The sequence below is a fragment of the Algoriphagus aurantiacus genome, assembly GCF_035156405.1.
GTDB classification, from domain to species: Bacteria; Bacteroidota; Bacteroidia; order Cytophagales; family Cyclobacteriaceae; genus Algoriphagus; species Algoriphagus aurantiacus.
Map to the genome: position 1 here is coordinate 23,752 of NZ_JAXRUT010000008.1, position 12,232 is coordinate 35,983.

14 protein-coding genes are annotated in these 12,232 nt (G+C 39.4%); 7 read left to right on the forward strand and 7 right to left on the reverse strand.

Annotated features, from left to right (window positions below):
• Positions 1–15 precede the first annotated feature (15 nt).
• From SYJ56_RS09765 to SYJ56_RS09795, 7 genes are all read left to right on the forward strand, one after another.
• On the forward strand, positions 16–1,902 hold the full coding sequence (locus tag SYJ56_RS09765; RefSeq protein WP_323833871.1) for a DUF4153 domain-containing protein: 1,887 nt from the start codon (positions 16–18) through the stop codon (positions 1,900–1,902).
• 107 nt (positions 1,903–2,009) lie between these two features.
• A complete protein-coding gene (locus SYJ56_RS09770) occupies positions 2,010–2,912 on the forward strand; it encodes a J domain-containing protein (RefSeq protein ID WP_323833872.1) in 903 nt (300 codons plus the stop codon).
• 1 nt (position 2,913) lies between these two features.
• A complete protein-coding gene (locus SYJ56_RS09775; protein WP_323833874.1) occupies positions 2,914–3,216 on the forward strand; it encodes a chaperone modulator CbpM in 303 nt (100 codons plus the stop codon).
• A gap of 21 nt (positions 3,217–3,237) precedes the next feature.
• Entirely contained in the window at positions 3,238–3,696 is a 459-nt protein-coding gene (locus tag SYJ56_RS09780; protein WP_323833876.1) for a DinB family protein, read from the forward strand.
• A gap of 137 nt (positions 3,697–3,833) precedes the next feature.
• Positions 3,834–4,205, forward strand: a complete 372-nt coding sequence (locus SYJ56_RS09785) for a VOC family protein (protein ID WP_323833878.1) — start codon at positions 3,834–3,836, stop codon at positions 4,203–4,205.
• Positions 4,206–4,263: 58 nt separating this feature from the next.
• Entirely contained in the window at positions 4,264–4,992 is a 729-nt protein-coding gene (locus SYJ56_RS09790; protein ID WP_323833880.1) for a class I SAM-dependent methyltransferase, read from the forward strand.
• Positions 4,993–5,139: 147 nt separating this feature from the next.
• Positions 5,140–6,246, forward strand: coding sequence for an acyltransferase family protein (locus SYJ56_RS09795; RefSeq protein ID WP_323833882.1), 1,107 nt, complete (start codon positions 5,140–5,142; stop codon positions 6,244–6,246).
• 68 nt (positions 6,247–6,314) lie between these two features.
• Here the strand turns inward: SYJ56_RS09795 and SYJ56_RS09800 are convergent, their stop codons facing one another.
• From SYJ56_RS09800 to carA, 7 genes are all read right to left on the reverse strand, one after another.
• Positions 6,315–6,851, reverse strand: a complete 537-nt coding sequence (locus SYJ56_RS09800; RefSeq protein WP_323833883.1) for a pyridoxamine 5'-phosphate oxidase family protein — start codon at positions 6,849–6,851, stop codon at positions 6,315–6,317.
• Positions 6,852–7,128: 277 nt separating this feature from the next.
• Complete coding sequence (gene cysM / locus SYJ56_RS09805) at positions 7,129–8,004, reverse strand: cysteine synthase CysM (RefSeq protein WP_323833885.1); 876 nt, start codon at positions 8,002–8,004, stop codon at positions 7,129–7,131.
• Entirely contained in the window at positions 7,991–8,836 is an 846-nt protein-coding gene (locus tag SYJ56_RS09810; protein ID WP_323833886.1) for a serine O-acetyltransferase, read from the reverse strand. Before SYJ56_RS09810 ends, cysM begins: the two co-directional genes overlap by 14 nt.
• Positions 8,837–8,855: 19 nt before the next feature.
• The gene (locus tag SYJ56_RS09815; protein WP_323833887.1) at positions 8,856–9,404 is read right to left on the reverse strand and encodes a hypothetical protein; all 549 of its coding nucleotides are present in this window, start codon (positions 9,402–9,404) and stop codon (positions 8,856–8,858) included.
• Positions 9,385–9,672 (reverse strand): FtsB family cell division protein, encoded by a 288-nt coding sequence (locus tag SYJ56_RS09820; RefSeq protein WP_323833888.1) that lies wholly within the window; start codon positions 9,670–9,672, stop codon positions 9,385–9,387. The genes SYJ56_RS09815 and SYJ56_RS09820 overlap by 20 nt, the downstream gene beginning before the upstream one ends.
• Before the next feature lie 103 nt (positions 9,673–9,775).
• Complete coding sequence (gene eno, locus SYJ56_RS09825) at positions 9,776–11,056, reverse strand: phosphopyruvate hydratase (RefSeq protein WP_323833889.1); 1,281 nt, start codon at positions 11,054–11,056, stop codon at positions 9,776–9,778.
• A 22-nt stretch (positions 11,057–11,078) separates the two neighbouring features.
• The gene (carA, locus tag SYJ56_RS09830) at positions 11,079–12,176 is read right to left on the reverse strand and encodes a glutamine-hydrolyzing carbamoyl-phosphate synthase small subunit (RefSeq protein WP_323833890.1); all 1,098 of its coding nucleotides are present in this window, start codon (positions 12,174–12,176) and stop codon (positions 11,079–11,081) included.
• Positions 12,177–12,232 lie beyond the last annotated feature (56 nt).

The following is a 12,232-nucleotide window of genomic DNA, read 5'->3' on the forward strand; positions in this document are numbered from 1 at the left end:
ATATAACCAATTCATATGAGATTTCCTTCGATTGCCCAGTTACAAAACGATGGAATAAGCTCCGCAATACGGTTTCCTTTGAGTCTGCTGTTCGGTTTTTTAGCAGCAGGATTAGGATGTTGGATGCTAGAAATAGATCCTGTAGAAGACCTGAGACTCCTAAATCTCCTTCTAACTTTCGCTCTCGGAATTCCACTTTATTTCTGCATTGACATTCTTGCAGAAAAGAAGAATTTCACTCCATTTCATAGACAGATTTCTTGGATAATCGGCTTAGTAATTTTAGGCTTAATCTATTTCAGTTTTCCTTCCGAAAATACTTTTGCTAATACAAGAGTCCCATACATCCGATACACCATTTACAATCTGGCAATTCATTTGATGGTCGCCTTTCTGCCATATTTTGGAAGTGATAATCAGGAAGGTTTTTGGAATTACAATAAGAATCTATTCATCAGGCTAGTCCTGGGAGTATATTATTCCTTGGTAATTTTCATTGGACTTAGTCTCGCTTTGTTGGCGATAAATGCACTTTTCGAAGCCAATATTCAAGGGGAGACCTATCCGCAAATCTTTACCATAACATTTGGGGTGTTCAATACATGGTTTTTTTTGGCGGGTATTCCGAAGACTTTTGATAATAAGCTAACTCAGGACGATTACCCGAAAGGGCTAAAAATATTCACCCAATTCATCCTAATACCACTCCTTCTGATTTATCTCTGCATCCTATATTTCTATGGGGCAAAAATCTTAATTACAGGAGACTGGCCGAAGGGGATTGTGACTTACATGATAATAGCCATTTCAGTACTGGGAATCTTTACCAACCTGCTACTTTACCCCTATCAGCAATGGAAAGAAAGCGGCTGGATCAAGAAGTTTCATAGAGCATATTATATATGCCTCATCCCTTTAGTCGTCCTACTTTTCTTAGCTATCGGTATCAGAATCCAGGATTATGGTCTAACCGTGAACCGATATATTATCACCTTGATGGGGATTTGGCTGGCCTTTATTTCAGTTTATTATACACTGGGCAAAAAAAACATCAAGACCATTCCTATTTCTCTTGCGCTGTTTATGATCTTATCATCCTTTGGTCCATGGGGAATGTTTAGTCTGGGCGAATCGATGCAACGAAGTCGCTTGAGTAAGATTTTGACAGAAAACAATATCCTGGTTAATTACAAAATCCGAAATCCAGTCAAATGGGAAATCGGTAAAAACGGGAATCTCAAGCCTATTGGACAACTACATACCAATTCACTTCCAAGAGAAGAGTTGAATGAGGTAAATTCTATTCTTCAGTATCTAGCCGATTATCATGGTATGGAAACTATCTATCCTTGGTTTGACCAGGATTTGAAAAGTCTGATGAGACAATCAAAAGATGAGCAGGTTAATTCAAACTACCTTATCCCAAGTAAACTCTTAGTAGAATCCATGGGGCTGACTTATGTGCCTTACTATGAAATGCTGAATGAGTCAAATTCATTGAAAGAAATGACATTAGTAACAAACGATTACTACCAACTTGAAATATCTGAATTCGACTACCTCCGCCGTTTTAATATCGGCACATGGGTATCAGCAGAAGAAGAATCCTTTTCTTATAGGAAGTATCACCTAGAAGTAGAGGAAAACAAAACAAAACTAATCCTAAAATGGGCTGACGGGCAAACGGATTTTGATATTTCAAAAGAACTAAAAGATCTATTTAACCTATATGGTGGCGGTTATCATAATGTACCTTCAGAGGAATTTTTCTTTTTAATAAACCAGGATGGCCTAGAAATAAAAATACAAATCAATTCCTTGACCATGACAAATTCAGAAGGTACGCTAGTGCTCCAAAACCTAGAAGGGTTATTGTTAGTCAATGAAATTCAAGAGGAATAACCTTCTGATTTTCCATACTAAAGTCATTGTCAGTATATTGTTGTTATAGAAAATCAGTAAGGTTTTCAACATTATTTTTCTACCAAAAATAAATTCCACTAAGGATTATGGCATTTATAGATTATTACAGCGTACTAGGCGTCGACAAGAATGCTACTGAAGCAGATATCAAAAAAGCATATCGAAAGCAAGCTAGAAAGTACCACCCCGATGTAAATCCTGACGACAAGAATGCTGCCCTAAAATTCACAGAAGTAAGTGAGGCGAATGAAGTTCTCAGCGATCCTGAAAAACGCAAAAAATACGATAAGTACGGCAAAGATTGGAAGCATGCAGATCAATTCCAGCAAGCAGGAGCGGGAAGACAACAACGAAGTCAAGGCAATCCTTCTTCGGGATATAGTGGAGAAGGCTTTGGAGGAGCAGATTATTCAGACTTTTTTGAATCCATGTTTGGCGGTTCAAGCGGAGGATTCCGACAAGGAGGTCGCAACTCCAAATTTAAGGGTCAGGATTTCAATGCTCAGCTAGAGCTAGACATCCGCGATGCTTACAAAACTCACAAACAGGTGCTCACTGTCAACGGCGAAAATATCCGCCTTACCATCGCAGCGGGTATTGAAGATGGACAGACAATCAAAATCAAAGGCAAGGGTGCACCTGGAATTAATGGCGGACCAAACGGTGATTTGTACATCAAGTTTGTGATCAAAAATACTACTAAATTTCAGAGGGAAGGCGACAACCTCTATTCTTCAATCGAACTGGATCTCTATACGGCAATGCTCGGTGGAGAGGTAGTGGCAGACACTTTTGACGGAAAAGTCAAACTCAAAGTCGCTCCAGAAACTCAAAACGGAACCAAGGTAAGGCTCAAAGGAAAAGGATTTCCAGTCTATAAAAAAGAAGGAGAGTTCGGGGACTTGATCATCACCTATTCAATCAAAAACCCTACAAAACTGACTACAGAAGAGAAAAAGTTATTTGAAGAACTACAAAAACTACGATGATATGGCACAGCAAGAATTGATATTAATTGAGACGCTTTGTACACATTATGAAATAGAAGTGTCTTTTGTGGATTCTCTTTCCAATTTGGGCTTGATCGAAATTATGACTGTAGAACAGACGAGGTTTATTCCGCAAGATAAAATTTCTGATTTGGAGAAAATGATCAGAATACATCAGGATCTTGAAGTCAACCCAGAAGGTATAGATGTAATTTTCAATTTACTCCGAAAAGTAGATGATTTGAAAAGCGAACTGGCCGCTACCAAAAACAGACTCAACCGCTACGAATCAGACAATAAATAAGCATACAAGCCAAAACCAACCATGAACACTGACTTCCACATCTGGAAAAATAACCGCTCCATTTATTATAAATTCCTCCAACACAATTCTCTAGATAAGCTCAATAAAATACCTGAAGGATTCAATAATAACTTGATCTGGAATATAGGCCATGTGATCGTAGCTCAGCAGCGACTAGTATATGGTTTATCAGGCCTCCCTATGAATATCAGCGATGAGCTTTATCAGAAATACAAGCCCGGAACCAGGCCGGAATCGGACGAGCCAGAGGAAACAGTGGAGTTATTCAAAGAATTGTTGATCTCCCCTATCGATCAGACTATAACTGATTTCCAATTTGGAAGATTCCATAACTATAACGAATACACCACTTCAAAAGGATTTCATCTAGCTAGCGCCGCTGATGCGATCTCATTCAATAATTACCATGAAGCGTTACACTTGGGCACAATGGTAAGTCTCTTAAAATTCCTCAACTAACTTTTAACATTTCTATCATGAATCGGCTATCACTCTTCGCAACTGCACTTTGTGTGTCTTTTAGTATGGGATTCTTCTTAAATTCTATCCTAGAATCGAAACCAGCTATGGTATCGAAAAACATAAACCCCACAGATATGAAACTAGGAGCTTTTTCTATCAGCCTCAGCGTCAAAGATCTTGATTCATCTAAAGAATTCTATGAAAATCTCGGTTTCTCCATTTTCGGTGGAAGCATGGAAAATAATTACCTAATCATGAAGAATGAGAATACGCTCATTGGCTTGTTTCAAGGAATGTTTGAAGGAAATATGCTGACTTTCAACCCTGGATGGGATGAGAATGCGAAAGAAATTGAAGGTTACCAGGACGTGAGAAAAATCCAGCAACATCTCAAATCCACAGGAATAGAAATCATCAACCCTGCGGATGAAAGCAGTTCTGGACCAGCTAGCTTTTTGATCAAAGATCCAGATGGAAATATGATTCTATTTGACCAACATTTATAATAAATAGTTCAAGTCCAATTGGATTACCAGTCAATTATATCCCGCATAAAATCAACCCATGAATAAGTCAAGTATCGCAGAAATACGCGAAAGATTCGATAACGATGTAGAACGATTTTCTAACCTTGACACCGGTCAAGTAGCTACCATTGACGCGAAAATATCATTGGAACTTATCACAGAAGCAGCGAAACGTATTGTTCCTCAAGCTGAATCAATCTTAGATGTGGGCTGTGGTGCAGGGAATTATTCGCTGATGATGCTTTCTAAATTGCCTTCGCTCAACTGCACATTAGTGGATCTAAGTGGTAAAATGCTCGAAAAAGCGATGGAACGTGTTTCTGCAGAGACCACCGGGAAAGTTTCTATTTTCCAAGGTGACATTAGAGATGTTTATCTTCCGGATTCGAGTTTCGACATTATTTTAGCGGGAGCAGTTTTGCATCATTTGCGTGAAGATGAAGATTGGGAAAGGACTTTTGCAAAGCTCTTTAGGCTACTCAAGCCTGGAGGTTGCCTGATGATTTCCGATCTTATCACCCAAGATACAGACTTGCTCAATGACTACACATGGGAACGTTACGGTGATTATCTCGAAGGTGTAGGCGGAAAAGAATACCGCGAAAAAGTCCTTGCCTATGTAGCAAAGGAGGATTCCCCCAGATCCATGAATTTTCAATTGGATCTGATGAAAAAAGTAGGCTTTAGCAAAGTGGAGATCTTACACAAAAACATGTGCTTTGGAGCTTTTGGTGGAATCAAAGAGAAAGCAGGTCACGGGGGTTAAGTAATGAGGTAAGCATGGTAAAATGGTGCAGAATTTTAGAAATCCCGCAGTTCGCTTTCTCCTTTTTGATACCGATAATCAAGTTTAGGATATTTTAATTCTCATTATTTCTATCTTAGAAAACCCACTGACTTTAAACCCAAACCAATGAGTGAGCTGAATCTTTCTGGCCAAAACAGGCTAGTTTCCCTAGATGTTTTCCGAGGACTGACCATGTTTTTGCTAGTAGCAGAAGCTGCTTCGGTGTACCATACGCTACTTGAGGCTAATCCTGATGGAACATATCTCCATAATTTTTTCATTCAATTCACACATCATCCTTGGAATGGACTCAGGTTTTGGGACTTGATTCAGCCATTTTTCATGTTTATAGTAGGGGTTGCCATGCCTTTTTCATTGAATAAAAGAATGTCCATAGCTGGTGATCGAGGTAAAGTAACCCGCCACATCCTGAAGCGATGTCTGCTACTTTTTCTCTTCGGCACTGGACTTCATTGTGTGTATGCAGGGGAACTGGTCTTTGAGCTTTGGAATGTCTTAACTCAATTATCTTTCACCATTTTAGTCACCTATTTCTTACTGGATAAATCATGGAAAGTCCAATTAGGTGTTTCGCTAGGTTTACTTGGGTTGACAGAGATCATGTACAGGCTCTATAATCCTGAAGTCCCTTTCGAGCATGGAGCTAACTTTGGGAATTACATAGATCAGATCCTAATGGGCAAAATCAATAATGGAGGTTGGGTAGCCATCAACTGCATTCCGACCGCAGCACATACGATCTGGGGAGCAATCTGCGGAAACTTACTTTTATCCTCGAAGACTGAAAAAGAGAAAATCAAACTCTTCTTGATAGCAGGTGTAGTTGCCTTGGCAATTGGCTATGGATTAGATCTCGCAGGAATCACTCCTATAGTCAAACGAATCAGCACCACAGCATTTGCATTAGCTTCTGGCGGCTGGGCAATTCTGGCATTAGCTTTTTCCTACTGGCTAATCGACGTCAAAAAGAAAAATTCATGGGTTTTCCCTTTTGTGATTGTGGGTATGAATTCCATCTTCATTTATCTCTTTGCAGAGATTCTAGGGCATCTCTGGTTATATGGATTTATTGAGATTTTTAGCGGAGGAATATTATATCCTATTGGCCTGGGAGAGTCAGCAATTGCCATTATTACTGCATTCTTGACATTAGGGGCAATGTGGTATCTGTGTTATTTTCTTTACAAGAAAAAAATCTTCTTCAGGATTTAAGAAGATGGTAAGCAAAAAAAATGTGATCCAGTTTCCTGGATCACATAATGAACTTCAAAGTGCCCCAACTACACGTTTAAAGTTCCTTCAATGGAATCATCCATTGTCTTTCCTGATATGGCACTGATCAATACCTTAATTCCAGCGACAGTATTTCCATGCTTGTTGTCCCAATAATATCCGCTATCTGGAATAAATTGAATCACAGAAATTCTAGGATCATCTTTACCTTCGGTAAACCAAGCTTTGACAGTGGGATCCCAAAGCTCTTCAATTTTTGCTTTGTCAAACGAAATCACGGCATGGCCATTTAGTTCTAAGAAATCTGAGTAAGACGAGCCTTGGAAATACAAAGTCACATCAGTATTAGCTTCAATTTCCATATTTTTCATGCTATCCTTTTCACTCAGAAACCAGATATTCCCCTCTTCATCTGTCTTCTGAACAGACATTGGACGTGATTTATGAGAATTGTTTAAGCTTGTAGAGGTCACAAAAAAACATGATCCTGACTTGTCAATCAATTCACGGATTTTCTCAACCGCTTTCTGACCTTCAAGATTTTCTTTAGTATGTTCTTCTTGATTTTCGTTAATCGAGCTCATGGTATAGTTGGTTTAAATTTCACAATGAACACCCTTAATCTGGGCTCCTCTGAAATTATGCAAACAGGTTGCCGAAGAAAGGATGGAAATCGAGAAATCCGTTTACAGCTAAAAAAACTCCTTAAAGGAGCTATACAGTGAGATTATTCACTTTTATTTTTCTCATTAAAGAATAAGCTTTCTGAAAAGTGAAAGCATTTATACCTGAATCGGGGAATTAGATTCCTACGCATCCCACTTGAAAAAAGCCAGGTAGCTACTCCAGAAAAAAAATTTATCAACCAAATAGGTCCGAACTGAGGTATCTATCACCACGATCGCAAGTGATGCAAACAATCATTCCCCTTTCTAAGGTTTTAGAGAGTTCAATTGCAGCGTGCAAAGCCCCGCCACTACTCATACCCGCAAGAATCCCTTCTTCTCTGGCCATTCTACGAGTCATTTCAGTAGCCTGCTGTTCACTTACATCTATCACTTGATCTACTCTACTTGGATCAAATATCTTAGGTAAAAACTCGGGAGACCATCTTCTAATTCCCGGAATACTTGATCCGTCTGTAGGTTGTGTCCCTACGATTTGAATATCAGGGTTTCTTTCTTTCAAATATTTAGACACACCCATGATCGTACCGGTCGTCCCCATTGCAGAAACAAAATGTGTGATCTCACCATCTGTATCTTCCCATATTTCTGGACCAGTGGTCTTATAGTGGGCAAGGTAATTGTCTGGATTGCCAAACTGATCAAGCATGAAGTAGCCTTCTTTGCTCATTTGTTCAGCAAGTGTTCTTGAATACTCTATAGTTTTTTCAGCTGGAGTTAAAATCACTTCTGCTCCGTAAGCTTCCATTGAAATTACCCTCTCTTTGGTGGAATTATCCGGCATGATCAAGGTCATTTCCAAACCAAGGACTTTGGCAACCATAGCCAGTGCAATTCCTGTATTTCCACTCGTCGCTTCTACAAGTTTATCTCCGGGTTTGATTTCACCACGATCCATGGCACTTCTTAGCATATTATATGCCGCACGATCCTTTACACTTCCTCCGGGATTCTGACCTTCCAGTTTACAAAAAATCTTAACTTTTGGATTTGTTGGAATATGATCTAATTGTATCAGTGGTGTGTTTCCTATCAGTTCAAATAGCTTCATCTTGATCATTTTTGAAAACGTACATATCGGTCACAGCAGAATCTGAGTGATACATTTGAGTTTGGTAATAGACTTTACTTCTTGCCGCTACACTTTTCGTAAGCCAGACATTACCTCCTATTACACTGCCTTTCCCAATAACTGTACTCCCGCCCAAAATCGTGGCCCCTGAGTAAATCACCACTTCATCTTCAATAGTCGGATGTCTCTTACTATCTGCATCAGCTTTATCCACGCTCAGCGCACCAAGAGTTACCCCTTGATAGATCTTTACATGATTGCCAATAATGGTAGTCTCTCCGATCACTACTCCAGTTCCGTGATCTATGCAGAAATACTGACCAATAGTAGCTCCTGGATGAATATCAATTCCTGTGCGACTATGGGCAAATTCAGTGATCATCCTTGGAATCAATTTCACTCCAAGCTCAAGTAAAGAATGTGCAATTCGGTAAGCTGATATTGCATAAAATCCAGGGTAGCTTCGGAGGATTTCTGTTCTCGATTTCGCTGCAGGATCCCCCGCATACATCGCCTCAACATCTTGATGAATCCAATCAAAGACTTGCTCAAGATTAAGAAAAAACGCATCTGCTAATTTAGTACCAACTCCACTATGCAAGTGAGGATTGCGCTCCAGAATAGAAGCAAGGTTATCCTTCAACTTAATAAGTGTTGATTCTATCTGCGATTTATCTAGTATTTTCTCAACTCTATATTCTGGAAAAAGCAAGCCGAGCACATCTTCAAAAAACTGCTGAATGACTTTAGGTGAAGGGCATTCTGAACAATCCTGATGTGCTTTGTGTAGTTTTGAAACAAAAGATTCCATGAAATTGTGTTAGATGTATTTACAGCACAAAACCAACACGGATCACGTATGGTTCACCATAGGGCGAACGAAGATTGTCATGCAAAACGTTGTAAAGGAAGGTGAAATTAACTCCGCCCCTAGAGCCAAATGGCGCAAAATAACCACCGCCTAGAAACAATGCATTAGACCAGATTCGCTCAAATTGGTCGGTAAATAAATTATAATTATCAAAATTTATCGACTCATATTCGGCATGGAGGAAAATATTAGGGAAGATGTTGTATCTACTAAACAGCCTGCCGCCATATGAAGACGTTTCGCCTCCTATAAATCTCTTATCATTAAAATATTGGTATGTAATTCCTACACCGGATGAAAACTTCGGCGTTATCATAACCCCTACCAAGGGTGAAAAGTCAATTAACGTAACTGTACCGAATTGCATCCCAAAATTCCCCCCGTAATACAAGCGATCTTTGAATGCAACTGAGTCAGAATAAATCTCCCTCTGAGCAAACGAAGTGGTTTGGAATAAAGCAAATGCTAGAAAAAAAAGGAGTAGGTATTTACTTTTCAACAATGACATAGAGATCTTCAGTGTTTTTCTTCATTAAGTACTTTTCACGGGCAAACTTCTCTAAGAGTTCTGGATTACTCATCAATTCCTCTCGCTCGACTTTGATTTTCTCTCTCCGCTCTAGATAAAATTCCTTTTGATCTTCAAGTTGGCCTAGTTTATTACTTAATTTAACCTGATTGACCACATTATTTGAGTCGATAAAAATCATCCATGCTATAAAAAAAACAAGCCCCAGAAAATAAAAACTTTTGGTGTACTTAAAGTATTTGGTCATTTGACAGGAATGTTAATCCGGTTCAAGGTACAAAAATGATGCAAAAAAAGACAGCTTACCAAGGCAAGCTGTCTTTATAAATATAACTTTTACAAAGCTCTTATTAGAACTTACCCTTGAAAACAGCTGCATCTCCCAATTGCTCTTCAATTCTTAGCAACTGATTGTATTTAGCCATACGGTCAGATCTAGATGCAGAACCTGTTTTGATCTGTCCACAATTCAATGCAACTGCTAGATCAGCGATAGTAGAATCTTCTGTCTCGCCAGATCTGTGTGACATTACCGCTGTGAATCCAGCTTTATGTGCAAGATTAACCGCATTGATAGTTTCTGTCAACGTACCGATTTGGTTTACTTTGATCAAGATAGAATTTGCAGATTTCTCTTCAATTCCTCTTTGAAGGAATTTCACGTTAGTTACAAAAAGATCATCACCTACCAACTGTACTTTATTACCAATTTTGGCAGTGAGCATAGCCCAACCTTCCCAGTCTTCCTCAGCACAACCATCTTCAATAGAATCGATTGGATATTTCTCAGTAAGTTCAGCTAAGTAAGCTACTTGTTCTTCTCTGCTTCTTGCTACGCCCGTAGAACCTTCAAATTTAGTGTAGTCGTATTTTCCATCTACAAAGAACTCAGATGCGGCACAGTCCAATGCGATAGTTACATCATCACCAGCTTTATAACCTGCCTTTGAAATAGCATCCAAAATACATCCAAGAGCTTCTTCAGTTCCTCCAGAAAAATTAGGTGCAAATCCACCCTCATCACCTACTGCAGTACTAAGACCTTGGTCATGAAGGATTTTCTTAAGGTTGTGGAAAATCTCAGTTCCCATTCTCATTGCTTCAGAGAAAGTAGGAGCACCTACTGGACGGATCATAAACTCTTGGAATGCGATAGGTGCATCAGAGTGAGAACCTCCATTGATGATATTCATCATCGGAACAGGAAGGGTGTTGGCGTTTACTCCACCAACATATCTGTAAAGCGGCTGATTTGATTCCATTGCCGCAGCTTTAGCTACTGCCAAAGAAACACCTAGGATAGCATTTGCACCAAGATTCCCTTTGTTTGGAGTCCCGTCAAGATCAATCATGATCTGATCAATCATATTTTGCTCGAATACATCGAAACCAACAAGTTCAGAAGCAATAATATCATTGACATTGGCAACGGCTTTAGTTACTCCTTTGCCCATGTATGCACCCTTGTCTCCGTCTCGAAGCTCTACTGCTTCATTTATTCCTGTAGATGCACCGCTTGGTACAGCAGCACGTCCAAAAGCTCCATTTTCTGTGTAAACATCTACTTCAATTGTAGGATTTCCTCTAGAATCGAGGATTTGTCTTGCATGAATTGATTGAATCAACGTCATAGTTTTAAAAGGTTTAAGGGTATTAATTTTTATTGATTAAAGAAATAAAATCGTCAAACAGGTATCGCGAATCATGAGGGCCTGGCGATGATTCAGGATGGTATTGGACTGAAAATGCTGGCTTGTTTTTGAGTCGGATTCCAGCGACAGTATTATCATTCAAATGCACATGAGTGATTTCAACTTCTGGATTTTGCTCTGTATCCTCGCGAGTGATATTGAACCCATGATTTTGGGAAGTTATTTCACTTTTACCGGTCATCAGATTTTTAATCGGATGATTTAGGCCTCTGTGTCCATGATGCATTTTGTAAGTTGTAATACCACATGACTCAGCTAGAAGCTGATGTCCAAGGCAGATACCAAATAGAGGTTTGCCTGTTTCTAAAATATCCTTGGTCGTTTTCACAGCGTATTCCATTACAGCAGGATCCCCAGGCCCATTTGATAAGAAATAGGCATTTGGAGCCCATTCTTCCATTTCAGCAAGAGAAGCTTTGGCAGGAAATACTTTACAGTAAACACCTCGATCAGCTAAGTTGCGTAGGATATTCTTTTTGATGCCAAAATCCATACATGCTACTTTGATAGATGAATTTTCATCTCCAAAGAAATAGGGCTCTTGTGTGCAGACGGTAGAAGAAAGCTCAAGCCCATCCATGTCTGGCACTTTTTCCAGTTCAGCTCGGAGGCCGTCCAGATCATCTTCAAATTCAGAACTGATAATTGCATTCATAGCACCTTTGGATCTAAGGTGTCTTACCAGTTGCCTAGTATCAATATCTGCAATTCCAGTGATGCCGTTCTTCACCAAATAATCCTGCAAAGAGCCAGATGCATCAAGGCGGGAGTAAACATCTGAGAAAGTATTCACTACGATACCGCCGATAGTAGGATGATCCGATTCTACCTCTTCATCGATCACACCATAATTACCTATGTGTGAAGTAGTAGTTACAATGATTTGTCCAGTGTAGGATGGATCTGTGTAGATTTCCTGATATCCTGTCATTCCGGTGTTGAAGCAAATCTCACCACCATTTGTTCCTGGGTTACCGATTAGAGAACCGTGAAAGATTGTTCCATCGGCCAAGAGTAAAGTTGCTTTTTGTTTGATCATTTTGCTAAGTAATTGCCCAAAGTTAAATATTTATTGGGAAGGAAGATAAATGAAAA

Coding starts and splice junctions, on each gene's coding strand:
- SYJ56_RS09765 (WP_323833871.1), top strand. CDS start 16: ATGAGATTTCCTTCGATTGCCCAGTTACAAAACGATGGAATAAGCTCC.
- SYJ56_RS09770 (WP_323833872.1), top strand. CDS start 2,010: ATGGCATTTATAGATTATTACAGCGTACTAGGCGTCGACAAGAATGCT.
- SYJ56_RS09775 (WP_323833874.1), top strand. CDS start 2,914: ATGGCACAGCAAGAATTGATATTAATTGAGACGCTTTGTACACATTAT.
- SYJ56_RS09780 (WP_323833876.1), top strand. CDS start 3,238: ATGAACACTGACTTCCACATCTGGAAAAATAACCGCTCCATTTATTAT.
- SYJ56_RS09785 (WP_323833878.1), top strand. CDS start 3,834: ATGAAACTAGGAGCTTTTTCTATCAGCCTCAGCGTCAAAGATCTTGAT.
- SYJ56_RS09790 (WP_323833880.1), top strand. CDS start 4,264: ATGAATAAGTCAAGTATCGCAGAAATACGCGAAAGATTCGATAACGAT.
- SYJ56_RS09795 (WP_323833882.1), top strand. CDS start 5,140: ATGAGTGAGCTGAATCTTTCTGGCCAAAACAGGCTAGTTTCCCTAGAT.
- SYJ56_RS09800 (WP_323833883.1), bottom strand. CDS start 6,851: ATGAGCTCGATTAACGAAAATCAAGAAGAACATACTAAAGAAAATCTT.
- cysM (WP_323833885.1), bottom strand. CDS start 8,004: ATGAAGCTATTTGAACTGATAGGAAACACACCACTGATACAATTAGAT.
- SYJ56_RS09810 (WP_323833886.1), bottom strand. CDS start 8,836: ATGGAATCTTTTGTTTCAAAACTACACAAAGCACATCAGGATTGTTCA.
- SYJ56_RS09815 (WP_323833887.1), bottom strand. CDS start 9,404: ATGTCATTGTTGAAAAGTAAATACCTACTCCTTTTTTTTCTAGCATTT.
- SYJ56_RS09820 (WP_323833888.1), bottom strand. CDS start 9,672: ATGACCAAATACTTTAAGTACACCAAAAGTTTTTATTTTCTGGGGCTT.
- eno (WP_323833889.1), bottom strand. CDS start 11,056: ATGACGTTGATTCAATCAATTCATGCAAGACAAATCCTCGATTCTAGA.
- carA (WP_323833890.1), bottom strand. CDS start 12,176: ATGATCAAACAAAAAGCAACTTTACTCTTGGCCGATGGAACAATCTTT.